At 64.6% G+C, this 25,351-nt stretch carries 22 protein-coding genes; 17 read left to right on the top strand and 5 right to left on the bottom strand.

What is annotated here, in order from left to right; genetic code table 11:
* Positions 1-159: 159 nt before the first annotated feature.
* Positions 160-1,587, bottom strand: coding sequence for a serine hydrolase domain-containing protein (locus MTR72_RS14220; protein WP_341510423.1), 1,428 nt, complete (start codon positions 1,585-1,587; stop codon positions 160-162).
* Positions 1,588-1,896: 309 nt separating this feature from the next.
* A complete protein-coding gene (locus MTR72_RS14215) occupies positions 1,897-2,955 on the bottom strand; it encodes a helix-turn-helix domain-containing protein (RefSeq protein ID WP_280967361.1) in 1,059 nt (352 codons plus the stop codon).
* Between the two features lie 294 nt (positions 2,956-3,249).
* Between MTR72_RS14215 and MTR72_RS14210 the strand changes: the two genes are divergently transcribed.
* The 4 genes from MTR72_RS14210 to MTR72_RS14195 all read left to right on the top strand — a co-directional run bounded on the left by MTR72_RS14210 (position 3,250) and on the right by MTR72_RS14195 (position 8,412).
* Positions 3,250-4,167, top strand: a complete 918-nt coding sequence (locus tag MTR72_RS14210; protein ID WP_280967362.1) for a pirin family protein — start codon at positions 3,250-3,252, stop codon at positions 4,165-4,167.
* Positions 4,168-4,227: 60 nt separating this feature from the next.
* The gene (locus tag MTR72_RS14205) at positions 4,228-5,142 is read left to right on the top strand and encodes a phosphoribosylaminoimidazolesuccinocarboxamide synthase (protein WP_280967363.1); all 915 of its coding nucleotides are present in this window, start codon (positions 4,228-4,230) and stop codon (positions 5,140-5,142) included.
* 125 nt (positions 5,143-5,267) lie between these two features.
* On the top strand, positions 5,268-6,080 hold the full coding sequence (locus MTR72_RS14200) for a crotonase/enoyl-CoA hydratase family protein (protein ID WP_280967364.1): 813 nt from the start codon (positions 5,268-5,270) through the stop codon (positions 6,078-6,080).
* Between the two features lie 115 nt (positions 6,081-6,195).
* Positions 6,196-8,412, top strand: coding sequence for an SLC26A/SulP transporter family protein (locus MTR72_RS14195; RefSeq protein WP_280967365.1), 2,217 nt, complete (start codon positions 6,196-6,198; stop codon positions 8,410-8,412).
* Positions 8,413-8,643: 231 nt separating this feature from the next.
* Here MTR72_RS14195 and MTR72_RS14190 read toward each other — a convergent pair whose 3' ends face one another.
* Positions 8,644-10,131 carry an NAD-dependent succinate-semialdehyde dehydrogenase gene (locus MTR72_RS14190; RefSeq protein ID WP_341510422.1) on the bottom strand — a complete coding sequence of 496 codons (1,488 nt, stop codon included), beginning with the start codon at positions 10,129-10,131 and terminating at the stop codon, positions 8,644-8,646.
* 280 nt (positions 10,132-10,411) lie between these two features.
* Complete coding sequence (locus tag MTR72_RS14185; RefSeq protein ID WP_280967367.1) at positions 10,412-10,732, bottom strand: hypothetical protein; 321 nt, start codon at positions 10,730-10,732, stop codon at positions 10,412-10,414.
* A gap of 349 nt (positions 10,733-11,081) precedes the next feature.
* Between MTR72_RS14185 and MTR72_RS14180 the strand changes: the two genes are divergently transcribed.
* Together MTR72_RS14180 and MTR72_RS14175 are read left to right on the top strand one after the other, a co-directional pair.
* Positions 11,082-12,275 carry a serine hydrolase domain-containing protein gene (locus tag MTR72_RS14180; RefSeq protein ID WP_280967368.1) on the top strand — a complete coding sequence of 398 codons (1,194 nt, stop codon included), beginning with the start codon at positions 11,082-11,084 and terminating at the stop codon, positions 12,273-12,275.
* Between the two features lie 116 nt (positions 12,276-12,391).
* Positions 12,392-14,086: an AMP-binding protein gene (locus MTR72_RS14175; protein WP_280971155.1), complete on the top strand. Its 1,695-nt coding sequence runs from the start codon at positions 12,392-12,394 to the stop codon at positions 14,084-14,086.
* A 147-nt stretch (positions 14,087-14,233) separates the two neighbouring features.
* On the opposite strand, the gene MTR72_RS14170 is transcribed toward MTR72_RS14175, so the two are convergent.
* Positions 14,234-15,235: an adenosine kinase gene (locus MTR72_RS14170; protein WP_280967369.1), complete on the bottom strand. Its 1,002-nt coding sequence runs from the start codon at positions 15,233-15,235 to the stop codon at positions 14,234-14,236.
* A gap of 183 nt (positions 15,236-15,418) precedes the next feature.
* On the opposite strand from MTR72_RS14170, the gene murJ reads away from it, so the two are divergent.
* The 11 genes from murJ to ybeY all read left to right on the top strand — a co-directional run bounded on the left by murJ (position 15,419) and on the right by ybeY (position 25,346).
* Positions 15,419-16,978 (top strand): murein biosynthesis integral membrane protein MurJ, encoded by a 1,560-nt coding sequence (gene murJ, locus MTR72_RS14165; protein WP_280967370.1) that lies wholly within the window; start codon positions 15,419-15,421, stop codon positions 16,976-16,978.
* Between the two features lie 54 nt (positions 16,979-17,032).
* Complete coding sequence (gene trpS / locus MTR72_RS14160; protein WP_280967371.1) at positions 17,033-18,085, top strand: tryptophan--tRNA ligase; 1,053 nt, start codon at positions 17,033-17,035, stop codon at positions 18,083-18,085.
* A gap of 109 nt (positions 18,086-18,194) precedes the next feature.
* Positions 18,195-18,689, top strand: a complete 495-nt coding sequence (locus tag MTR72_RS14155; RefSeq protein WP_280967372.1) for a universal stress protein — start codon at positions 18,195-18,197, stop codon at positions 18,687-18,689.
* A gap of 174 nt (positions 18,690-18,863) precedes the next feature.
* A complete protein-coding gene (locus MTR72_RS14150) occupies positions 18,864-19,433 on the top strand; it encodes a NifU family protein (RefSeq protein WP_280967373.1) in 570 nt (189 codons plus the stop codon).
* Between the two features lie 88 nt (positions 19,434-19,521).
* Complete coding sequence (gene tsaB, locus MTR72_RS14145; protein ID WP_280967374.1) at positions 19,522-20,217, top strand: tRNA (adenosine(37)-N6)-threonylcarbamoyltransferase complex dimerization subunit type 1 TsaB; 696 nt, start codon at positions 19,522-19,524, stop codon at positions 20,215-20,217.
* A gap of 10 nt (positions 20,218-20,227) precedes the next feature.
* A complete protein-coding gene (rimI, locus tag MTR72_RS14140) occupies positions 20,228-20,713 on the top strand; it encodes a ribosomal protein S18-alanine N-acetyltransferase (protein WP_280967375.1) in 486 nt (161 codons plus the stop codon).
* 38 nt (positions 20,714-20,751) lie between these two features.
* Positions 20,752-21,207, top strand: a complete 456-nt coding sequence (locus tag MTR72_RS14135) for a Fur family transcriptional regulator (protein WP_280967376.1) — start codon at positions 20,752-20,754, stop codon at positions 21,205-21,207.
* A gap of 258 nt (positions 21,208-21,465) precedes the next feature.
* The gene (locus tag MTR72_RS14130) at positions 21,466-22,143 is read left to right on the top strand and encodes an HAD family hydrolase (protein WP_280967377.1); all 678 of its coding nucleotides are present in this window, start codon (positions 21,466-21,468) and stop codon (positions 22,141-22,143) included.
* A gap of 190 nt (positions 22,144-22,333) precedes the next feature.
* On the top strand, positions 22,334-23,731 hold the full coding sequence (miaB, locus tag MTR72_RS14125; protein WP_280967378.1) for a tRNA (N6-isopentenyl adenosine(37)-C2)-methylthiotransferase MiaB: 1,398 nt from the start codon (positions 22,334-22,336) through the stop codon (positions 23,729-23,731).
* A 64-nt stretch (positions 23,732-23,795) separates the two neighbouring features.
* On the top strand, positions 23,796-24,791 hold the full coding sequence (locus MTR72_RS14120) for a PhoH family protein (RefSeq protein ID WP_280967379.1): 996 nt from the start codon (positions 23,796-23,798) through the stop codon (positions 24,789-24,791).
* 57 nt (positions 24,792-24,848) lie between these two features.
* A complete protein-coding gene (ybeY, locus tag MTR72_RS14115) occupies positions 24,849-25,346 on the top strand; it encodes an rRNA maturation RNase YbeY (protein ID WP_280967380.1) in 498 nt (165 codons plus the stop codon).
* Positions 25,347-25,351 lie beyond the last annotated feature (5 nt).

The raw sequence follows: 25,351 nt of genomic DNA, 5'->3' as shown, positions 1-25,351 counted from the left end.
GGTGGCTCGCCGCGTAGCGGCGAGACGGGTGAGGGGTCTCTGTCCGCGAGCACCTTCACGCAGTTGAGTTCGCGGAGACAGACCCCTCATCCGGCGCTTCGCGCCACCTTCTCCCACAAGGGGAGAAGGAAGAAGAGACGGCGCCCTGTCCTGCCGCTATCAATCCACGCCCGCAACCTTCCCCTTGTCATGCGTCGCGGCGATCACATCGCGAACCAAATCGAACACGCCATCCACCTCCGGCGGCCAGTTCGGCGAGCGGCCCAACCGCACGATCACCAGCCGCTCGGACGGGATCACGATCGTGTACTGACCGATCGTACCCTTGGCGAAGAAGGCATCGCGCGGCCACCCGCGCTCGATGCGGTAGCTCGCGCCAAAACTGTCGCCCCGGTTGGTCCAGAAGCCGGCGCCGATGCCGACCCACGCGTGCGGCGTGGGCGAGGCCGAATAGCTCACCCAACCCTCGGGCAGGATGCGCTTGCCGCCCGCGACGCCGTCGTTGAGATAGAGCTGGCCGAAGCGCGCCCAATCGCGCGCGGATGCCAGCATCTCGCTGGAGCCTTCCACCGTGCCGGCGCCGTCGAGCTGAAGCGTGACATGGCGCATGCCGAGCGGCGCGAACAATTCGCGGCGCGCGAAGCGGAGCACGTCCGTGGGATTGCCGCCGAGCGCATTTCGGATCAGATGCGCGAGGATGAGGGTGTTGCCGTCGTGATAGTTCCAGGCAGTGCCCGGCGCTGTTGCGAGCGGCATGCTCTCTGCATAGGCGGCCATGTCATCTTGCAGAAACTTCATGCGATTGACCGGCTCGAGCGCGGAGCCGAGCGATGCCTGCAAGGAACTGCCGAGCGCAAGGCCGGCGGTGTGGCGCAGGAGATGATCGACGGTGATGGCGTGGCGCGGATCATCCGGATTGCGCCAGGCGGCAACCGGCGCCGGCCCGTCGAGCTTGAGCCTGCCTTGGCGCACGAGAATGCCTGTCAGCGCTGAGATTACCGACTTGGTCATGGAGAAGCCGAGCAGCGGCGTCTCCGGTCCAATGCCATCGGCATAGCGCTCGGCGACGATGCGGCCATTCTTCATGACGATCACGGCGCGGGTGCGCCGGTACGGCGGCTGTGCAGGCTCGGTGAAGGCGCGCTCGAGTGCGGCGGCAAGCCCCTCGCTTTGCGGCGGCACGACCGAAGGCGCGGCGATCTCCGGCAGCAGCGCGGGCTGCCTGTCGTCGGGCGGCGGTTCAACGTCGGCGATCGCCGCACCATGCTCCAGCGTGCAGCCGAGGCCGTCGCGATAGACGGCATGGCTGCGGCCAATGCCGAACAGCGTCACCGTGACATCCTTGCGCACGCGGTCGATCCGGTAGTCCATCGCCCAGGTGATCAGGCCGGTCCCGGGCATCGCATCGGTGGTCTCGGTGAAGGTGCGCCGCGGATCGAGGCCGGAGACGAACGTCTCGGCGCAGAGGATGTCGGCGACGAAACCGGTCGCGACCTTCGGCACGTCGCGGGCACGCGCCGCGCCGAGCACGAGGCCGACGCAGCTGATGGTGGTGGTGAGGAGGATGATCTTGCGGCGGCGGGTCAATGGCGTTCTCCGGCTGAAGTGACGCGAAGAAGGCCGGGGCGGCGCGATGACTGCTCGCCGGATTTGGAAATTGGCCTAGCTGAAACTGGACGGGGCTAGTCGATTTTTGAATTATCCAGCGATTTCAGTTCCTTAATTGCACGGCCGCGACCGCGGTGCGGGTTCACTCCCTCTCCCCGTTCTTACGGGGAGAGGGTCGGGGTGAGGGGCCGCCTCCGCGGGAACGCTGGGATTTGGATTCGCGAAAGCTCCCCCTCGCCCGGATTGCAGACAATCCGGCCTCTCCCCGCGCGCGGGAGATGAGAAGTGTCACGCCGCGCGCACCTTCAGCCGCCGATACTCCGTCGGCGTCACGCCGGTCACGGCCTTGAAGGCGCGGTTGAACGGGCCGAGCGACTGGAAGCCGGCATCCATCGCGATGGTGATGACAGGCACCTCGGCCTGGGCGGGATCGGCGAGCGCGGCCTTGGCCTCCTCGATCCGATGGTTGTTCAGGAACACATTGAAGTTGCGGTAGCCGAGCCGCTGGTTGATCAGGCGGCGCAGCCGGTATTCGGGGATCTTGAGCCGTCCCGCCAGCGCACCGATGGTGACGTTCTCCTGGCGATAGATCCGCTCATCCGCCATCAGCCGCATCAAGGCATCGATCAGTTTCCGGTCGGCAGCTTCCTCGGCGGCAACAGGTTGGCCCGGCGCGATCGCGGGTGCGGGCTCGGCAGCCACCGGGAACAGCTCTGCGCCGTCGACGCGCATCATCGCGCAAGCGATCGCGGCGACGACGAAGGCGAGTACTGCGGCATTGATGGTGTTGGCCACGTCGCCTCCACCGCCAACGAAGATCTGGAGCAGCGCGTTCAGCCCGCCATAGAGCGCGGCAGCGGCGACGATGAAGACGCGAACGCGGCGGCGCCGTTCGACCAGATCGGCCGGCCACGACGCGATCGTCTGCACCACCGCGAGGGCGATGAAGCCAAGCGAGATCAGGTTGGTCGCGACGACGACAAGCCGCAGGTTTCCGCCCGGCGCAATCCAGAGGCAACTGACCAGGCTGAATGCGGCAACGAGTGCCCAGATCGCGCTATGCCGCCAGCGCAGGCAAAACTCGTCATCAAACAGCGCGCGCGTGAACAGCCAGAACACCACGACATTGCTCGTCGAGAGCGCAATCAGCGGCGCGTGCCAGGCTGACGTCAGCGCCGGCGCACCGATCGAATAGCTCGCGGCATGGGCCGCCGATCCGAGCGCGAAGGCAACCGCAAGCCGGCCGGCGACCACATTCCTGAAGCCGGAGAACAGCGATGCCGCCAGCACCAGCAGCAATGCCACGGCAGCGGCGCGGCAGGCCAGTTCGATTGCGGCGGGAGTCATCGGATTAGCGCGATCGGTCAGGGTTGAAATCGGCTGAGCATCGTTGGTCGTGCGACGTTTTTCAAGACTGATCGCGGCGCCAGCGTTCAGGCGCGGTTACAAGAAAGTCGACGTCATCTTCGTTCAGGCCAGCGCCCGGCTTGATCGGAGAAACCATCGCCCGCCCCTGTTTCCAACATTGCTCTGGCCGATATCTCACGGCGACCGCAAATAGGCTATCGCGTCCATGCCCTGATCGGCGCGACGGAGCGATCAAATCCTGTTACGATCGCCGCAACAAAGAAGGAGTCCACCATGAGCTGGCAACCCTCCAACGATCCCGTGCTCGGCGATCCCATGTCATGCGATGCGCTCGACCTCGTCATCGTGCCGCGCACCCGCGACCTCGGCGACGGATTTGAGGTGCGGCGCGCGCTGCCGCATGGCAAGCGGCAGATGGTCGGGCCTTTCATCTTTTTCGACCATTTCGGTCCGGTGCAGTTCGTCTCCGGCAAGGGCATGGACGTGCGGCCGCATCCGCATATCGGGCTCGCCACCGTCACCTACCTGTTCGACGGCGCGATCATGCATCGCGACAGCCAGGGCAACATCCAGGAGATCCAGCCCGGCGCGATGAATTTGATGACGGCCGGGCGCGGCATCGCACATTCCGAGCGCACGCCGGACGCGCAGCGTGCATCGGGTCAGAAGATGCTCGGCCTGCAAAGCTGGATTGCGCTGCCGGCCGGATCCGAGGAGATCGCGCCGTCGTTCCAGCACTATGCCGCCGGCGACCTGCCGATGATCTCGGAACGCGATTTCACCGCGCGGGTGATCGCGGGCTCGTCGTTCGGCATCGCCTCGCCGGTGTCGATGGTCTCGCCCTGGTTCTACACCGAGGTCACGGCCGCGGCAGGCGCGAGCGTACCGCTCGACCCCGACCACGAGGAGCGCGCGATCTATCTCGTCGACGGCGAGGTCGAGATCGCGGGTGAGCGCTATGAGGGGCCGCGGCTCCTGGTCTTCCGGCCCGGCGACCGCATCACGGTGAAGGCGCTCAAAGCCACACGGATGATGTTCCTGGGCGGCGATGCGCTGGAGGGACCGCGCCACATCTGGTGGAATTTCGTCTCCTCCAGCAAGGAGCGGATCGAGCAGGCCAAGCAGGATTGGAAAACCGGCCGCTTTGCGCAGGTTCCGCAGGAACATGAGTTCATTCCGCTGCCGGAATAGGCTATCCCGATCCCGGCCGCATTTTTGCGCGGCCGAGTTCTCCTGCCTGAAGGCCTGCCGATGACCACCATGCTCAGTAGCGACCTGCCCCTGCCCAAGATCGGGCGCGGCAAGGTGCGCGATATCTACGCCGTCGATGATGACCGCCTGCTGCTCGTCACCACCGACCGCATCAGCGCCTTCGACGTCGTGATGGGCGAGACCATTCCGATGAAGGGCGCCGTGCTGACCCAGATCAGCGCGTTCTGGTTCAAAGAGCTCGAGGGCGTGGTGCCGCATCACATGATCAGCGCCGACACCGACGAGATCATCGCCGCCGTGCCGGCGTTGAAAGCCCACCGCGCCGACATCCATGGCCGCGCCATGCTGTCCCGCCGCACCACCGTATTCCCCATCGAATGCGTGATCCGCGGTTATCTCTCCGGCTCGGCCTGGAAGGAATATGCGGCCTCCGGCACGCTCGCAGGCGAGAAGCTGAAGGCGGGCCTCGTCGAAAGCGAGAAGCTCGATCCTGCGATCTTCAGCCCGGCGACCAAGGCCGAGACCGGCCACGACGAGAACATCACCATCGCGCGGATGCGCGAGGTCGTCGGCGACGAGGTCGCCCATACGCTCGAGAGCATGACGCGCGCGGTTTACACGCTCGGCGAGGAGCTGGCGCGCGAGCAGGGCATCATCATCGCGGACACCAAGTTCGAATTCGGCCGCGACAAGGACGGCCGCATCATCCTGATCGACGAGGTGATGACGCCGGATTCGTCGCGCTTCTGGGCGGCCAGTGCCTACAAGCCCGGCCAGCCGCAGGCGAGCTTCGACAAGCAGCCCTTACGCGACTATCTCGACGCCGAGCGCCGCGCCGGCCGCTGGAACGGCGACGCCCCGCCGCCCCCGCTGCCCGCGAGCGTCGTGGAAGCGACGAGCAAGCGGTATCTGGAAGCCTATCGGCGGGTGACGGGGACGGAGCTGAAGATTTAGCTTCAGCTCATTATCGTCGTCCTGACGAAAGCCAGAATGCGTGGCGTCTGCATCGGCTTTTTCCAAGCATTGCCCACGCGGCAACCTGATGCAAAACTCCCTGCAAAACATCAGGGAGAGCACACATGCCCGAAGCCGATGCCGTGCTGATCGAGCGCGATGGCCCCGCCACCGTCATCTCCATCAACCGGCCGCACTGCCGCAACGCGGTTGATGGTGCCACTGCGCGCAAGCTCTATGACGCGTTCCTTGCCTTCGACGCCGACCATGACGCATCGGTTGCGGTTTTCACCGGCACGCACGGGCATTTTTGCGCGGGCGCGGATCTGAAGGCAGTCGCGAAGGGCGATCGCGAGAAGATGCGCGAGATCGGCGGCCACGGCACGATCGCCCCAATGGGGCCAAGCCGCTTGCGGCTCTCCAAGCCGGTGATCGCGGCGGTCGAAGGTTACGCGGTCGCGGGCGGGATGGAGCTCGCATTGTTCGCCGACATGCGCGTGGTCGCGGAGGACGCCACTTTCGGCATCTTCTGCCGTCGATTTGGCGTGCCGCTCATCGATCTCGGCACCGTCCGCCTGCCGCGTCTGATTGGCCATTCACATGCCATGGACTTGATCCTCACGGGGCGTCCGGTCGGCGGCGCGGAGGCGTTGCGCATGGGCCTTGCCAACCGCCTCGTGCCGACCGGTGAAGCCCGCGCGCATGCGGTCCGGCTTGCCAAGGAGATCGCGCGCTTCCCGCAGACATGCCTGCGCGCCGACCGGCTTTCCGCGCTTCAGCAATGGGATATGGGGGAAGAAGACGCGATCAAGAACGAGATGCGCGGCGGCCTGAACGTCATCGCCTCCGGCGAGACGCTGTCGGGCGCAACCCGCTTCGCATCGGGCGCGGGACGGCACGGCGCGTTCGGCGCGGAGGTCTCCGGCCAGGCCGATTGACGCGAACGATTTCGCGAAAGCCTGTCGGAAATTTCACAATCGGAAGAATCCTGTTGCGCTAGCTTCGGACTCGTCTACGTCTCGGACGGGAATTTTCAGGGGCGAGCGCAAAGGCGTGACAGATCCAGCAATTACCTACAGTCCGGCCCCTCGATTTAGCCCGGCTCTCAAGCGTGCACTGAATGATATACTGGGCGGCAGCGCCGCGAGCGTCCTGACCGTCACCTTCGGGCTCTCCTACGCGCTGCTGATCTTCGCGGGGCCGCTGTCGCCCTACCTGTCCTACGGGATCGCCGCGACCTTCATCAGCTCCGCCGTGCTTGCGGCCGTCGTCGCTTTCGGAAGCTCCCTGCCCTTCGCGGTGGCCGCGCCGGACAGCTCGACCGCCGCGGTGACGGGAATCCTCGCCGCCTCGCTGGTCGAGCGCATCGATGCGGCGAATCCGTCGACGCCACTGCTCTCGCCCGTCCTGATCACACTCGGCCTGTCGACTATCCTCACCGGTGTCACCCTGTGCGGATTGGGACTGACGCGGATGGGTCGGGCGATCCGCTATGTGCCCTATCCCGTGGTCGGCGGTTTCCTCGGCGCCACCGGACTTCTGATCGTCATGGGCGCGATCCGGGTGATCACCGGTCATCCGGTGCAGCTCGGGACGCTGTTGCACTTCACCAGCGGCATCACGCTGTCTGAGCTGGGCGCGGCCTGCGCGATGGCGCTGGTGCTGTATCTGACCTGGCATCGCTCGCGCGGCCCGTTCGGGCTGCCGGTCATCCTGATCGGCGGCATGCTCACCGCACATGTGGCGTTCTGGATCGCCGGCGTCTCGCCGGAGGAAGCGCGCAGCCTGGGCTGGACTTTCCAGCCTCCGCCGCCGGCGTCGTTCATGCTGCCGTGGCATGCCGACGATCTCGTGCACTATCCCTGGTTCGCCGTGCCGGACCTGCTCGGCAACCTCGTCGCCGTCATCTTCGTCACGGCCTCCAGCACGCTATTCGGCACCACGGGGATCGAGGTCGCCGTGCATCGCGAGGCCAATCTGGAGCGCGAGCTGAACGTCACGGGTGCGGCCAACATCCTGACCGGCGCGCTCGCCGGCTATGGCGGCTGCATTTCGGTCAGCCGCTCGATCCTCAATTTCAGCAGCGGCGGGCGCGGTCGCCTGTCCGGCCTCACCGTCGCGGCGATGTCGCTCCTGATGCTTGCCGTTGCGCCGGAGCTGCTCGGATTCATGCCGAAATTCGTGCTCGGCGGGCTCCTGATCTATCTCGGTGCCGACCAGCTCCACAAATGGATCATCGAGTCGCGCAAGCGGCTCTCCAAGCTCGAATATCTGTCGCTGATCGCCATCATCGTGATCATCGTGACTTGGGGTTTCGTGCCGGGCATCCTGATCGGCGTGATCATCGGCTGCGCGACATTCGCGTTCAGCGCGGCGCGGGTGGAGACGATCAAGTACAGTTTTGACGGCTCCGAATATCGCTCTTCGCTCGACCGCTCGCGCGACGATCATGAGGTGCTGCTCGCCCATGGCGGCAAGATCCAGGGCCTGAACCTGCAAAGCTATCTGTTCTTCGGCTCGGCCAACCGGCTCTACCAGCGCGTCAAGAAACTGCTGCAGGAGCGCCCGGAGTGCCGCTATCTGCTGTTCGACTTCAAGCTCGTGACCGGCGTCGACTCGTCAGCCGCCTACAGTTTCGCCCAGATCAAGCGCAGCGCGCGCGACCTTGGCGTCGAGCTGATCCTGGTGCATCTGTCGGCCGCCGCCGAGAAGGTGCTGCGCTCCAGCGATTTCATCGGCGAAGGCGTCATCATCATTCCCGAACTCGATCATGCGCTGGAGTGGTGCGAGAACGAGCTCATCGCGCAGCATCAGGGATTGGCCCAGGAAGAGGCCAGCTTGCGGGACTGGTTCATGCGGATCCTCAAGAGCGAGCACGATGCCGACGAGTTGATCCGCCGCTGCCAGCGCCTCGACGTCGAGGCCGGCGAGGTCATCGTGAACGCCGGCGACCCCGCCGATTCCATGCACTTCATCCTCGACGGACGCGTCGGCATCATGGTCCCGGCCGAGGAGGACCGCACCACGCGCGTGCGCAGCCTCGGCCGCTACACCACGATCGGCGAGATGGGCCTGGTGGCACACACGCCGCGCAGCGCCACCATCCAGGCGGAAGTCGCCAGTGTGCTCTACGTGCTGAACACGCACCAGTTCAATGCGATCAGGGTCGAAGACCCCGAGCTCAGCCATAAGCTGCTGACCTATTTCGTGTCGGTCATGGCCGAGCGGCTGAGCTTTGCGAACCGGACGATCGCGGTGCTGAGGCGGTAGCGGCTGCGTAGATGGGGTAACGGGCCGGAGGCGTAAATGGCGCGCCATAAGTTCAATGTCGTCCTGGCGAAAGCCAGAACCCATTACCCCAGCGAGTGATTTGGCGAAGACTGGCGGTCCGATACACCTACCGCCTGCAATCGATAGATCACGCGGTATGGGTCCTGGCTTTCGCCAGGACGACGACGGGCAAGCATTCCCGCCACGTCACACCGATCCGCGACGGCAGGCCTACACCCCCGCCATCATCACGTACTTGACCTCGACATATTCTTCCATGCCGTGATGCGAGCCTTCGCGTCCCAGGCCGCTTTCCTTGACGCCGCCGAAGGGCGCGACTTCCGTGGTAATCAGGCCGGTGTTGACGCCGACCATGCCGGATTCCAGCGCCTCGGCGACGCGCCAGACGCGGCCGAGATCGCGGGAGTAGAAGTAGGAAGCAAGCCCGAAGGGTGAGGCGTTGCACATCGCGATGACGTCGGCCTCGTCCTTGAAGCGGATCACCGGCGCGAGCGGGCCAAAAGTTTCCTCTTGCGACACCAGCGAGTCCGCCTTGACGTCGGCAAGCACGGTCGGCTCGAAGAAGGAACGCCCGAGCGCATGGCGCTTGCCGCCGGTGACGACCTTGGCGCCGCGCTTCACCGCATCCGCGATATGGCGCTCGACCTTATCGACCGCTTCCATGTTGATCAGCGGGCCCTGCGTGACGCCGCTCTCGGTGCCGTCGCCGATCTTCATCGCCGCGACCTTCTTCGACAGCTTCTGCACGAATTCGTCGTAGATCTTGTCCTGCGCATAGAGGCGGTTGGCGCAGACGCAGGTCTGGCCCATGTTGCGGTATTTCGACACGATCGCGCCTTCGACCGCGGCATCGATATCGGCGTCATCGAACACAATGAACGGCGCGTTGCCGCCGAGCTCGAGGCCGAGCTTCTTCACCCCGACGGAGGCCTGGCGATAGAGGATCTTGCCGACCTCGGTCGAGCCGGTGAAGCCGACGAAGCGCACCGCCGGATGCTCGCACAGCACCTTGCCTATCGGCGGCGCATCGCCGGTGATGATGTTGAACACGCCCTTGGGCACGCCGGCCTTCTCGGCGAGCGCGGCAAGCGCGAGTGCCGACAACGGCGTTTCGTTGGCGGGCTTCAGCACCACGGTGCAGCCGGCAGCTAGCGCCGGCGACACCTTGCGCGTGATCATCGAATTCGGAAAATTCCACGGCGTGATCGCGCCGCAGACGCCGATCGGCTGCTTGATCGCGAGCAGCCGCGCATCGGGGCGCTGCGTCGGAATGGTCTCGCCATAGACGCGCCTCGCCTCCTCCGCGAAGAACTCGACATAGGCCCCGCCGATATCGACCTCGCCGAGGGCTTCGCTGAGCGGCTTGCCCTGCTCGGAGGTGAGGATCAGCGCGAGATCCTCGCGGTTGGCGACGATCAACTCGTACCATTTGCGCAAGATGTTGGAGCGCTGCTTGGCGGTGAGCTTGGCCCAGGCCGGGAACGCGCGCTCGGCAGCTTCGACCGCCTTCTTCGCATCATCCGCCGAAAGCTGCGGGATTTTTGCCAGCTCTGCGCCGGTCGCGGGATTGTTGACCGCGAAGACCGGCGAGCCGACCCAGGCGCCATCGATGTAGCAGGCCTGCTTCAGGAGCGAAGGGTCCTTCAAGCGCAGGGTGGAGGTGGCTTGCGAAGCGCGTGCGGCGGCGGTCGGGGTCATGGCGTTGCTCCTCAGGGCGTTCGGATCGGCCCGGAATATAGGGACAGGCGGCGCGTAATGCACCGTCCCTCAACGCACATCAGCTTGGAGTTAAGCTAGGGGCCGCGAGCCCTTACCTCTCCCCAACGGGGAGAGGTCGATTTGCACAGCAAATTGAGTGAGGGGGTTCAGGTCCCACGAGAGAGCGCAACCCCTCACCCGCGCCTCCGGCGCGACCTCTCCCTACGGGTGAGGCTTGGCGTCGCGAGTGCGGAAGCAACTTAATCTAGTCTCGTGGTTCTTACGCCGCGCCGTTCAGATAGGTCTCGCGCCGGCCGATCATGCGCTCAGCCGCAGTCTTGGCGTCGGCCTTGGACGAGGTCGCGCAGGTCCGGTATTCGAGATCGGGAACGTCGGAGGTGTCACGGCGGCCGAACCAGGACCTTGAGCCGACCGGCAGCAGCGCCAGCGCCTGTGCCACGTTCTCGACCGCGCCGAAGGAGTAGAGTGCACCGGTGCCGGCAATCCGGACCTCGTAAATACCAGGCGAAATCGGCGCCTCCAGGTTCTCGCCCCGTCCATGACGAGGATAGCGCTTCCATTCGCTCCAGGTCGAAATCATTTCAAATCCCCTCGCGGCCCATACGCCGCCAAAATTTGCATCAAGTGTTAACGTCGGGCCGCATCGGTCCGGCGGCAGGGCCGAACGTCGCAGCGCACAAAATGTTTCAAGTGCTTCGAAACTCTCGAAACATATCGCCTGACCCCCTCTGGGGTCACGGCGAAGTGCGTCCATCCACCGCACTTTATGTCGACGTGTTGCAGTTCAGTCGCTTTGTCGTCCTGCGCAGGACGACTGTCGTCAAGTCACGACATCGCGACCGTACGTTAAGGTTGACGCGCTTGCCGCGCGCGATCTGCAGGAGGACAATCTATCGCTTCCAACAATAACCAAACCGGAGGAAACGCGTATGCAAAGCCAAGCAGAGATCGATCAGGTTCTGCGCCAGAAGAGCGACGCCAAGGAGATTCCCGGTGTCGTCGCCATTGCAGCGAGCGGTAACGACGTGCTCTATCAGGGCGCGTTCGGCAAGCGCGATTTGTCCAAGCCCGATGCGATGACGCTCGACAGCGTGTTCTGGATCGCGTCGATGACGAAGGCAGTGACGAGCGCCGGCGCGATGCAACTGGTCGAGCAAGGCAAGCTCTCGCTGGACGCGCCGATCGGAAATCTTTTGCCCGATCTCGCCAATCCGCAGGTGCTCGAAGGTTTCGACGCCAACGGCGAGCCGAAGCTGCGGCCGGCGAAGGGAGCGATCACGCTGCGCCACCTCATGACCCACACCGCCGGTTTTTGCTACAACGTGTGGAACGGCGACTGCGCGCAATATCTGGAGAAGACCGGAACCCCGAACATCTTCTCCTGCCTGAACGTCGCGCTGAAGACGCCGATCATGTCCGATCCCGGCACGCGCTGGGAATATGGCATCAACATCGACTTCGTCGGCAAGGCGGTGGAAGCCGTGAGCGGCAAGCGTCTCGATGCCTATCTGCGCGACCATATGTTCACGCCGCTCGGCATGAACGACACCGGCTTCAAGATCACCGACGACATGCGCCAGCGGCTGGTCGCCACGCATGCGCGCGGCGAGGATGGATCGCTGGCGCCGATCCCGTTCGAGATCGAACAGAATCCGGAATTCCACATGGGCGGCGGCGGCCTTTACAGCACTGCCGGCGACTACATCAAGTTCACCCAGATGATCCTCAACAAGGGCCGCGGCAACGGCAATCAGGTGCTGAAGCCCGAGACGGTCGCGCTGATGGGCGAAAACCACATCGGCGACCTCACCATTGGCAAGATGACGACGGTGGCGCCCATGTACACCAACGACGTCGATCTCTTCCCCGACATCGTCAAGAAGTGGGGGCTCTCCTTCCTGATCAACACTGCCCAAACGCCGGAAGGCCGCAGCGCCGGCAGTCTCGCCTGGGCGGGTCTCGCCAACACTTATTTCTGGATCGATCCAGCGCGCGATGTTTCCGGCGTGATCCTGATGCAGGTGTTGCCGTTCGTCGACGCCCACTGCCTCGAGGCCTTCGCGGGCTTCGAGCGCGGCGTATATGCCGGGCTGGATGTGGGAAGCGGGCAAAGGGCGGCGTAGCCACTTAGTATGATGCGCGCCTTGTCGCGCGTGCTCCGAGCTGGATGTACCCTCGTGCCCCGAAGGCCCGCCCTTCGGGGCATGAAGCGAGAATGACAAAGCTGGAGGACGCGACCATGGCAGACAAGGCCGACAGCTACGTTTGTGGTATCTCCGACACGCCGCTCCTTGGCGATACGATCGGCCGCAGCCTCGATCAGGCGGTGCGGCGCTGGGGTGATCGCGAGGCGCTGGTTTCGCCCAGTCACGGCGTGCGATGGACCTGGAAGGAATTTGCCGAACGGGTCGATGCACTCGCCGCGGGTTTTGTCGCGCTTGGCCTCGAGCGCGGAGCGCGAATCGGCATCTGGTCGCTGAACCGCCCGGAATGGACGCTGACGCAGTTCGCCGCCGCCAAAGCCGGACTGATTCTGGTGACGATCAATCCCGCCTATCGGCTGAGTGAGCTGGAGTTCGCGCTGCACAAGGTCGGCTGCGCGGCGATCGTCACGGCGACGGCGTTCAAGACCAGCAACTACATCGAGATGCTGAACGCGCTCTTGCCGGAGCTTGCCGGCGCCAAACCTGCGCAATTGCAGGCGGCGCGGCTGCCTGATTTGCGCATCGTCATCCAGATCGGCGGCCCCGCTGCGCCCGGTACGATCTCCTTCGACGAGGTCGCGCGCATGGGCGGCGATCGTCATCGCGAGCAGCTTGCCGCGCTCGGCGCGGTCTTGCAATTCGATGATCCCGTCAACATCCAGTTCACCAGCGGCACGACCGGCTCGCCCAAGGGCGTGACCCTGACCCATCACAACATTCTCAACAACGGCTACTTCACCGGCCGCGCGATGCGCCTGGCCGAGACGGATCGCATCTGCATCCCGGTGCCGCTCTATCATTGCTTCGGCATGGTGATGGGCAATCTCGCCTCGGTCACGCTCGGCGCGACGATGGTGTATCCGGGCGAAGGCTTTGATCCGCTGGTGACGCTGCGGACGATCGAACAGGAGAAGTGCACCGCGGTCTACGGCGTGCCGACGATGTTCATCGCCGAGCTCGATCATCCCGAGTTCCCGAAATTCGATCTCAAATCGCTGCGCACCGGCATCATGGCCGGAGCGCCCTGCCCGATCGAGGTGATGAAGCGCGTCAACAACGAGATGAACATGCAGGAGGTCACGATCGCCTATGGCATGACCGAGACCAGTCCCGTCAGTTTCCAGAGCGCCGTGGATGACCCGCTCGAACGCCGCGTCTCCACGGTCGGACGGATCCATCCGCATGTCGAGGTCAAGGTCGTCGATCTCGACGGCAGGATCGTCAAGCGTGGCGAACGCGGCGAGCTCTGCACCCGCGGCTATAGCGTCATGTTGGGATATTGGGAAGAGAAGGAGAAGACCGCCGACGTGCTCGATGCGAACGGCTGGATGCACACCGGCGACCTCGCCACCATCGACGACGAAGGCTATTGCAACATCGTCGGCCGCATCAAGGACATGGTGATCCGCGGCGGCGAGAACCTCTATCCGCGCGAGATCGAGGAGTTTCTTTATCGCCACCCCAAGATCCAGGACGTGCAGATCTTTGGCGTGGCGGACACCCGCTATGGCGAGGAGCTCTGCGCCTGGATCCGCCTCAGGCCGGGCGAGACGCTGACGAGCGAGGAGGTGCGCGCCTTCTGCGAGGGGCAGATCGCCCACAACAAGATCCCACGCTACGTGGAATTCGTCGACGAATTCCCGATGACCGTGACCGGAAAGATCCAGAAATTCCTGATGCGCGAGGCCGTGGAGAAGCGGCTCGGATTGAAGGCGGCGAAGACGGCGTGAGTTGCCAGCCACCATGAAGCTGTCATTCCCCGCGAAAGCGGGGAATCCAGTACGCCGCAGCTTCTCCGTATTCTACCGCCGTCTCTGGAATACTGGATCGCCCGGTCAAGCCGGGCGATGACAGCGAGTGTGCGAAGGGAAATTCCGCTACACCGGCAGCCCGCGCTGCTGGGCGAGCTCCTTCAGCGACACCTGCGGACGCGCGCCGATGTGCTGGATCACTTCGGCGGCGGCGAGCGCGCCTAACTGGCCGCATTGCTTATAGGGCAGCTCGCGCGCGAGGCCGAACAGGAAGCCGGCGGCGAAAAGATCGCCGGCGCCCGTGGTGTCGACGACTTGCGCGACCGGGAACGCAGGCGCGGCGACGGTGTCTTCCGGGGACACCACCACGCAACCCTTCTCGCTGCGCGTGACCACGCCGAGCTTGACGTCGTTGCGGAGCTGCTTGAGCGCGGTTTCGAAGTCCGAGCTCATATAGAGCGAGTGCAGCTCGGACTCGTTGGCAAAGACGATGTCGACCGTGCCATTGCGCATCAGCGCCAGGAACTCGTCGCGATAGCGATCGACGCAAAACGAATCCGACAGTGTCAACGCCACCTTGCGCCTCGCATCATGCGCGATCTTGGCGGCCTTGACGAATGCATCCTTGGCGTTCTTGGGGTCCCAGAGATAGCCCTCGAGATAGACGATGCCGGCAGCAGCGATCTCGGCCGGATCGATGTCGGCCGGTGACAGGTCCTGCGCAGCGCCGAGATAGGTATTCATGGTGCGCTCGCCGTCACCCGTCACCAGGATGTACGAGCAGCCGGTGGCCGGACCGTCCTTCGCGGCCGGAGTATTGAAGGCGACGCCGGCGGCACGGATGTCGTGCAGATAGAGATTGCCGATCTGATCGTCCTTGACCTTGCCGACATAGGCCGCGCGCGCCCCGAGGCTTCCCACGCCGACGATGGTGTTGGCGGCCGAGCCGCCCGAGACCTCGGTCGCCGGCCCCATGTCCTTGTAGATGGCGGCAGCACGCGCCTCGTCGATCAGCGACATGCTGCCCTTGGTCATGCCGTGCTTGGCAAGGAAAGCCTCGTCGGTCCTGACCAGCACGTCGAACAGCGCGTTGCCGATGCCCAAGACGTCATATTTCGCGTCAGCCATTCACCTTGATCCTGTTGCCCGATTGCGATGTTGCGGAAAATCCGCTTCCTGTTCGGCTCGAAATCCGGCTCGCGGCCTATCACGTTCGGCCCGGCGCGAGCAAGCAACGAAGGGTTATCTTTTGACGCGTTTTCGTCACGCGAACGTACCACTTCGCTCGAAAACGCCATGGTATGACGCGCGATGATCCGCTCCTTCCTGACCGTCTCGACGGGAACACTGGCCTCGCGCCTCCTGGGCTTTGCGCGCGATTCCCTGATCGCGGCGCTGCTCGGCACCGGCGCGGTGGCCGACGCGTTCCTGGCGGCCTTCCAGCTCGTTAACGTGGTCCGCCGCCTGCTCAGCGAGGGCGCGCTCAATGCGGCCCTGATTCCGGCCTGGCTGGGCGTGCGAGACCGCGAGGGCGAGGAGGCCGCGGCCGCCTTCGCCGGACGCGTGCTCGGCACGGTCAGCGTGGCCCTGATCGCAGCCTCGCTTCTCATCGCAGTTCTGATGCCGCTGATCATCACGATCATCGCGCCCGGCTTCCTCGGCAGCGGGACACGCGACCTCGCCGTTCAGAACGCGCGGCTGATGCTGCCTTATCTCGCCTTTGCCGGCCCCGTCACGGTGCTGATGGGGCTGCTCAACGCGCAAAGCCGCTTTGCACTCACGGCGTTTTCGCCGCTTCTGTTCAACATCGCCTTGATCGCGGCGATCGCGGCGCTCCTGCTCTGGCATGCCGATGCGGGCTTCGCCGCCTGGGCGCTGGCGGCCACCGTCGGGATCGCCGGCCTGCTGCAACTGATGATGCTGCTGTCGCAACGAAGCGCGCGCCTCGCAACGCCCTTGCGCGTGAGCTTCGATGAGGAGATGCGCGGCTTCTTCGCGAAAGCGATCCCCGGCATGATCGCAAGCTCGGGACCGCAATGGCTGATGGTGGCTGGCGCCATCATCGCCTCCGCAACGCCGTCCGCCGTCTCGTGGCTCTATTTCGCCAATCGCCTGGTCGAGCTGCCGCTCGGCATTGTCGGCGTCGCCATGGGCGCGGTGCTGGTGCCCGAGCTGACGCGCGCGGTCGGCAGCGGCGACCGCCACGCGGTGGCGCATGCGGAATCGCGCGCGCTCGAGCTCGCCGCCGGGCTCGCATTGCCGGCGACGCTTGGCCTGATCATGCTGGCCGAACCGATCGTGCGGCTGCTGTTCGAGCATGGCGCCTTCGGCGCCGACGACAGCACGGCGACCGCGCACGCGCTGATCTGGCTGGCGCTGGGCCTGCCGGCGCACGTGCTGATCAAGGCACTGTCGCCCGCCTTCTATGCCCGCAGCGACACGACGACGCCGCTGTTGGCAACGGCCAAGGGATTTCTGGTCGCAATCGCGCTCGCGGTTGGTCTTGGCCACTTCTTCGACGCGTCGGGGATTGCCGCGAGCATCGCGGCCGGAGCCTGGAGCAGCGCGATCTCCCTGCTACGGAAAGGCACATCCGAATTCGGCTTCTCGGTTGACGCCGCCGCCCAAAAGCGGTTGCCGCGGATCGTGGTCGCCGCGCTCGTCATGGGCGGCCTGCTCTGGCTGACCGCAGGCCTTACGCCCGCCGACAGCCACGGCCTCGTCAGGTTCGTGGCGCTGGGCCTGCAGATCGCAGCGGGGATCGCCGTCTACGGCCTGCTCCTGCAAATCCTCGGCGTCGCCTCCTGGCGCGAAGCGGTTAACGCTCTGAAGCGGCCCTCTCGCGCCTCAAATCCCGCGAATTGCCCTTGACGGGGCAGCGCCGCTGTTGGAAACGACGGCGCATTATCTAGGGGAAGGCTTGCCATGGCATTCGTTGAACGGGTCTTTTCGGGCGTCCAGCCGACGGGCAATCTGCATCTCGGCAACTATCTCGGCGCCATCGTCAACTTCGTGAAGATGCAGGAAACTCACAACTGCATCTATTGCGTCGTGGACATGCATGCGATCACGATGGGGGTGGACGTCTGGGGCGGGCCGGCCGAACTCGCGCGCAACACCCGCGAAGTGACCGCGGCGTTCATCGCGAGCGGGATCGATCCGAAGAAGCACATCGTGTTCAACCAGAGCCAGGTCTCGGGCCATGCCGAGCTCACCTGGATCTTCAACTGCGTCGCGCGCATGGGCTGGCTGAACCGCATGACCCAGTTCAAAGAGAAAGCCGGCAAGGACCGGGAGAACGCCTCCATCGGACTGTATGACTATCCGGTGCTGATGGCGGCCGACATCCTGCTCTACCGCGCTACCCACGTTCCGGTCGGCGAAGACCAGAAGCAGCATCTCGAGCTCTCGCGCGACATCGCGCAGAAGTTCAACAATGATTTCGGCGACTCGATCCGCAGCCACGGCACCAATGACGGCCTGTTCTTCCCGCTGCCGGAGCCGTTGATCACGGGCCCGGCGACGCGCGTGATGAGCTTGCGCGACGGCACCAAGAAGATGTCGAAGTCGGATGCGTCAGATTATTCGCGCATCAATCTGACCGACGACGCCGACACCATCGCCCAGAAGGTCCGCAAGGCGAAGACAGATCCGGAGCCGCTGCCGACCGAGGAGAAAGGCCTGGAAGCACGGCCCGAGGCCGACAACCTCGTCGGCATCTTCGCTGCGCTCTCCGGCCGCACCAAGGCGGACGTGCTGCGCGATTTCGGCGGCGGCCAGTTCTCCAGCTTCAAGAACGCGCTGGTCGATCTCTGCGTCACGAAGCTGTCGCCCATTGCCGGCGAGATGAAGCGCCTCGTCGCCGACCCCGGCCACATCGACGCCATCCTGAACGATGGCTCCGACCGGGCCCGCGCGATCGCCGACGAGACCATGAAGCTCTCGAAGGACATCGTCGGCTTCATCCGCAGGCGCTGATTATTGCGCGTGCAAAACGCGGCCTGCGCCTCAGCGCCGGCCGCCGTTCCCTCTCCCAAACACTGAGGGAGTGTGGCAGCATGCCGGGCAGGGATACGCCGGGACATGCATGACCAGCACGCGACGTTGCTTCGAGCCGGGTCACAAGCCGAAATGCCTCGTCATCGTTGACGACACCGCCGAATGGGATCGCGCGGTCTATTATGCCAGCCGCTGGGCGATCCGCGCCGGCGGCGGCGTGGTTATGTTGCGCATCATCGAGACCGAGCAGCAGAACCAGGAATGGCTGGGCGTTGCCGAGATCATGCGCGCCGAGGCGCATGAGGCCGCGAACGCCGCGCTCGACCGCGCCGCCGGCCGCGCCAACGGGATCGCCGCCATCACGCCGGAGCGGGTGATCCGGGAAGGCAGCGCGATGGAACAGCTCCTTGAGGTAATAGACGAGGACCCGGACATCGCCATGCTGGTGCTGGCCGCCAGTCCCGGCGCGGAGGGCCCGGGACCGCTGGTCGCCCTGCTCGCGCATGCGGTGGGGACCTTCCCGATCCCGGTGACGATCATTTCGGGCGCGCTGAGCGACCAAAGCGTGGATTCGCTGTCGTAGCTTGCAGGGTTCTTCGCTTCTCCCCGCAAACGGGGAGAGGCCAAGAAGGCGCCCTAACCCGCTGATATAACAATGGAACGGCCCCTGCAGCCCCTTGATCGTGCGTTCCCCGTCGCCATCTGCTAATTGATAGCTCACGCGCCGGCCTTGAACCGGCGACGTCCGGAGAAAACCATGTTCATTCAGACCGAAGCCACCCCCAATCCCGCCACGCTGAAATTCATTCCCGGCCGCCTCGTGCTCGACGGCAGCCCGATGGAGTTTTCGAGCCGCGAGGCCGCCGCGCGCTCGCCGCTTGCCGAAAAGCTGTTCGACGTGCCCGGTGTCACCGGCGTGTTCTATGGATCGGACTTCATCACCGTCACCAAGACGAGCGGTGAATGGCAGCAGCTCAAGCCCGCGATCCTCGGCGCCATCATGGAGCACTACATGTCCGGCGCGCCGCTGCTTGCCGACGGCACGGCGTCGAACGATGTGGATTTCGACGACCAAGACGAGTTCTTCGACGAGGCGGATGCCGAGACGGTCGACATGATCAAGGACCTGATCGAGACCCGGGTGCGGCCGGCGGTTGCCAATGACGGCGGCGACATCACCTTCCGCGGCTTCAAGGACGGCATTGTCTATCTCAACATGAAGGGCGCCTGCTCCGGCTGCCCGTCATCGACCGCAACGCTCCAGCACGGCATCCAGAACTTGCTCAGGCACTTCGTCCCCGACGTGGTTGAAGTCCGCCCGATGTGACGGTTGAGCGAATGGCGAGTAGCGAATGGCGAATGACATTCCGATCGGCTAAGCTACTCGCCATTCACCACTCGCCATTCGCTTTTCCATGCTGATCCTTGCCATCGATACCGCGCTGGAGGCGTGCGCGGCGGCCGCCCTTGATGCCGATGCCGGCGAGCTCCTTGCGCAGGAGCAGCTTCCCATGAAGCGCGGCCACGCCGAAGCCTTGATGCCGATGATCGCGCGCGTCATGCAATCAGCCAATCTCGCATTCACCGCGCTCGACCGCGTCGCCGTCACCGTCGGTCCCGGAAGTTTCACCGGCTTGCGGGTCGGCATCTCGGCTGCGCGCGGGATCGCGCTCGCAGCAAAGCGGCCTGCCGTCGGGCTGACGACGCTGTCGGCCTTTGCTGCCCCGATCGTCGGCCGGAACGGGTCGGCGCCGGTGATCTCGGCGATCGATGCACGGCATGATCACGTCTATTTCCAGATCGTGGCCGGCGACGGCAGCCAGCTCACCCCGCCGAGGGTCGCCAGCGTCGACGAGGCGATTGCGGCCTCGCAATTCGGCGCGCCGCATCTGGTCGGCAATGCCGCCAAGATCCTGGCCGACCGCTGGCCGCAGGATCTACCGCAACCGATTGCCGTCGACGCGCAAGGCGCGCCCGACATCGGCTGGGTCGCATGGCTCGGCGCCGCGGCCGATCCCGACACCACGCCGGCGCGGCCGTTTTACTTGCGCGCGCCTGATGCAAAGCCGGCCGCACAGCCGCCGCTCGCCGCACAAGCCGCAACCTCATGATGCCAACCTCATGATGAGCTGGCTGTCGGAATGGTGGCGCGGCGGCACCGCTGCCGTCGAGCCCGCTTCCGCGCGTGATGCGGCGCGGCTCGCACAGCTTCATGGCGCATCCTTCGCGCGTGGTTGGGGCGAAGGCGAGTTCGAGACCATGATCAGCGAACGCAACACGCTGGTTCATCGCCTGCGCCTGGGTCGCAGGACGATCGGCTTCGCGGTGTCGCGGATCGGCGCGGATGAGGCGGAAATTCTCTCCATCGCAGTCGACCAGGCCGAGCGTGGTCGCGGTTTCTCCCGCACGCTGCTGATGACCCATCTCGGCCACCTCGCAGGACGCGGCGTCCGCACTATATTTCTGGAGGTCGAGGAGAATAATCAGCCGGCGCGGCGGCTGTACGACCGGGCCGGATTCGTGGTGGTGGGACGGCGCGAACGCTACTATAAGCAGCCGAACGGGGAACAACTGAACGCACTTCTGATGCGGCGTGACTTGTCGTAACATTGATGGCAAGAAGCGCCTGCCAGGCAGACAACCCTATGACCATACTGAAACCTTCTTCCGCGACCAAGGCGACCGGCATCGAAGCGCGCTGCGCCGCGACCGGCATGCGCATGACCGAGCAGCGCCGCGTCATCGCCCGCGTACTCGCCGAGGCGATGGATCATCCCGATGTCGAGGAACTCTATCGGCGCTGCGTCGCCGTGGACGACAAGATCTCGATCTCGACCGTCTATCGAACGGTAAAATTGTTCGAAGATGCCGGCATCATCGAGCGCCATGATTTTCGCGAGGGCCGCGCGCGCTACGAGCAGATGCGCGACAGTCATCACGACCACCTCATCAACCTGCGCGACGGCAAGGTGATCGAATTCACCTCCGAAGAGATCGAGAAGCTCCAGGCGGAAATCGCCCGCAAGCTCGGCTACAAGCTGGTCGATCACCGCCTCGAACTCTATTGCGTCCCACTCGACGACGACAAGCCGTCGAGTTGATGGCGATGTGCGGCGAACGCTCCTCACCTCTCCCCATCTGAGCCTGTTGCGCATGTGCACGGGAACGCCTTCCCACCCACCACTGTCATTCCCCGCGAAAGCGGGGAATCCAGTACGCCGCGGCCTATCCGTATCCCACCGCGGCCTCTGGAATACCGGATCGCCCGCCTTCGCGGGCGATGACAGTGAGATTGTGGAGCGCGCGTACCCAAATCTCGTCATTACGAGCGCAGCGAAACAATCCACCTCTGGGTATTCGTGCTAGACCTTATCATCTTCGATTGCGACGGCGTGCTGGTCGACAGTGAGGTGATCTCCTGTCGCGCGCATGCCGACGTGCTCACCCGGCACGGCTATCCGATCACGTCGGAGCAGGTTCTGCTTCGCTTCCTCGGCGTATCCGAGCGGGACGCGCGGCTGATGGTGGAGCAGGAGATCGGCCGCAATCTCCCCGACGATCTGGAGCAACAGGTGAATGCGGCCACGCTGCAGTTTTACGCCAGCGATCTGCAGGCGATCACCCATGTTGCCGCAGCGATTGGCGCAATCGATTTGCCCAAATGCGTTGCATCGAGCGGCACACCGGAAAAGATCCATCACGGCCTGACTTGCGCAGGGCTATATGACATGCTCGCTCCTCACATCTTCTCCGCGAGCCAGGTCGCACGCGGCAAGCCCGCGCCCGATTTGTTTCTGTTTGCAGCCGAGCAGATGGAAGTCGCGCCGGAACGGTGCCTCGTGATCGAGGACAGCGTCCCGGGGGTGACCGGTGCGTGCGCTGCCGGGATGACCGTGCTGGGCTTTCACGGCGGCAGCCACTGTCCACCAGGTCACGCCGCCAGGTTGCGTGCCGCCGGCGCCGGGTTGACGTTCGACGATATGCGACAGTTGCCGGAACTTGTCCGGCAGGTCGAGGCGGAGGCACTGGCGGGCTAAATCGGCCCCTTCGTCGTCATTTCGGGGCACGCGCAGCGCACGTGAACCTGGAAATCCGCAAGTTTTGAAATCCGCAAGTTTTGGCGCAAGAAACAGCGCGCCCCGGAATGACAGGTTTTGGCCCCAATCGCTGGATTTTCGCCTCTCCAGCCTATATCTGAGGGCTGTTCTCCACCTCAATCCGGGTTCCATGAAGCCGCCGCGCAAGCTGCACATCAAATCATATGGCTGCCAGATGAACGTCTACGATGCCCAGCGCATGGTGGACACGCTGGCTCCGGAGGGATTCGTGGAGACGGCGCGCGCCGAGGACGCCGACCTCGTCATCCTCAACACCTGCCATATCCGCGAGAAGGCCTCCGAAAAGGTCTATTCGGAGCTTGGACGTCTGCGCGTTGCCAAGGACGAGGCCGGGCGCAAGGGCCGCACGATGCAAATCGCGGTCGCAGGCTGCGTGGCGCAGGCGGAAGGCGAGGAGATCGTGCGCCGTGCACCGGTCGTCGACGTCGTGGTCGGCCCCCAGAGCTATCATCATCTGCCGGAGCTATTGAAGCGCGCGGACGACGAAGGCCGCGCGATCGAGACCGAATTTCCGGCCGAGGACAAGTTCGGCTTCCTCGCCCAGCCGAATCCCGACGCGATCCGTGCGCGCGGGATTTCCGCCTTCGTCACGGTGCAGGAAGGTTGCGACAAGTTCTGCACCTTCTGCGTCGTGCCGTATACGCGTGGCGCCGAGGTCTCGCGCCCCGTGGCCAGGATCATCGACGACGTGAAGCGGCTCGTCGACAACGGCGTGCGCGAGCTCACGCTGATCGGGCAGAACGTCAACGCCTATCATGGCGAGGGTCCCGATGGGACAAGCTGGCCGCTCGGCAGATTGCTCGAGCGACTCGCGCAGGTTCCCGGGATTGCGCGGCTGCGATATTCGACCAGCCATCCCCGCGACGTTGATGACAGTTTGATTGCGGCCCATCGCGATCTGGATGCGCTGATGCCGTTTGTCCACCTGCCGGTGCAGTCCGGCTCGGACCGCATTCTGGCGGCCATGAACCGCAAACATACCGCCGATGATTATCGGCGTGTCATCGACCGTTTCCGTACCGCACGCCAAGACATTGCTTTTTCATCGGATTTCATCGTGGGCTTCCCCGGCGAGAGTGAGCAAGATTTTCGCGCCACCCTCGCGCTTGTCGCACAAATCGGCTACGCTGCAGCTTATTCGTTCAAGTATTCCGCCCGGCCGGGAACACCGGCCGCGGACATGCAGGAGACGGTGTCCCCGGCCGAGATGGACCAGCGATTGGAGCGGCTCCAGGAACTGATCGACAGCCAGCAATCGGCCTTCAACAAGGCCGCGATTGGCACAACCGTCGACGTGTTGTTCGAGCGCGCCGCGCGCAACGCCGGCCAGATCGTCGGCCGCACCGCCTATTTGCAGCCCGCGCATGTGATGGCTTCGCCGGACATCATCGGACAGATCCTGCCGGTCCGGATCGACAGCCTCGAGCGCTACAGCCTTTTGGGAGAACTCGTGACGCGGCATCCTGCGCACGGGCCCGCTTTATCGCCAATCGCCACTGGAGCCTGAACCCTTGCCAAAAAGCGCATCGGATTCGCCTACTTTCGCTCCCAGCCGCAAATTTGACCGCGACATGCAAGTTCCGCCCGAGACCCAGGTCGTCATCGACTTCGACGACAATCGCGCCGCATCCGCGCTGGTCGGCCCCTACGGCCAGAACCTCGCACAGGTCGAGCGGCGGCTCGGCGTGGTCGTCGATTCCAAGGGCAACCACATCACCATCGGCGGCACGCGCGACGGCTGCGACGCCGCGCGCCGCGTGCTCGAGATGCTCTATGCGCAGGCGGTGAAAGGGCAGGATCTCGACCAGGGCGAGGTCGAAGGCGCGATCCGCGCCGTGATCGCGCAGGGCTCGCTGTTCGAGTTCGACGCCAAGTCGGCCAAGGCGACCTTCGAAAGCATCAACCTGCGCAAACGCCCGGTGCGGGCGCGCACCGCCGCGCAGGATTCCTATATCCGCGCGCTAAAGCGCCACGAGCTGGTGTTCGGCGTCGGCCCGGCCGGTACCGGCAAGACCTGGCTTGCGGTCGCGCATGCCGCGCAGCTCTTCGAGCGCAAGGAGGTCGATCGCATCATCCTGTCGCGTCCGGCGGTGGAAGCCGGCGAGCGGCTCGGCTTCCTGCCCGGCGACCTCCGCGAGAAAGTCGATCCCTATCTGCGTCCGATCTATGATGCGCTCTATGACCTGATGGACGCCCGCATCGTCGAGCGCGCACTGCAGACCGGCGAGATCGAGATCGCGCCACTCGCCTTCATGCGCGGCCGCACGCTCACCAACGCCGTCATCATCCTGGACGAAGCGCAGAACACCACGTCGATGCAGATGAAGATGTTCCTGACGCGTCTCGGCGAGAACAGCCGCATGATCGTGACCGGCGATCCCTCGCAAATCGACCTGCCGAACGGCCAGACCTCCGGCCTGTGGGAAGCGACCCGCCTGCTCGACGGCGTCGAGGGTATCGCGCAAGTTCATTTCACCGCCGAAGACGTGATCCGCCACGAGCTCGTGGCGCGGATCGTCTCCGCCTATGAGGGCTCGCCGCATCGGCCGGCCGCAGGCAAGCCATAAAGAGACACAACCGAATCTGAAAGACGCGAAGAAGCGTCATCCGTTCCGAACAACACCATGTCGCATCCCAACCTGCCCACCACCGAGGTTCTCGTCGTCGCCGATTGCTGGCAGAGCGAGCCCGATGCGGACGCCGTGATCCAGCGCGCGATCGCCGCCGCAGCCGAGACGGTCGATGAGGATGTTGCCGAAGCAGAAATCGCGGTCATGCTGACCGACGATGTTGGCATCCGCACGCTGAACAGCAACTGGCGCGGCATCGACAAGCCGACCAACGTGCTGTCGTTTCCGGCGCTGCAGCCCGAGGGCGAGTGGAAAGTAGGCGACGCACCGCGCATGCTCGGCGATATCGCCATCGCCTATGAAACCATGCGGCGCGAGGCGGACGAGGAACAGAAACCGTTCGACCACCATTTGAGCCATCTGGCCGTGCATGGTTTCCTGCACCTGATCGGCTACGACCACGAAAACGACGACGACGCGGAGGAGATGGAAACGCTCGAGCAGCAGATCCTGGCGCATCTCGGCATCCCCGACCCCTATGCAGAGCGCTGACGGAT

This window comes from Bradyrhizobium sp. ISRA442 (assembly GCF_038085055.1).
Lineage (GTDB): Bacteria > Pseudomonadota > Alphaproteobacteria > Rhizobiales > Xanthobacteraceae > Bradyrhizobium.
Note: the sequence above shows the minus strand (reverse complement) of the source record. Positions and strands in the feature narration are given on the sequence as shown.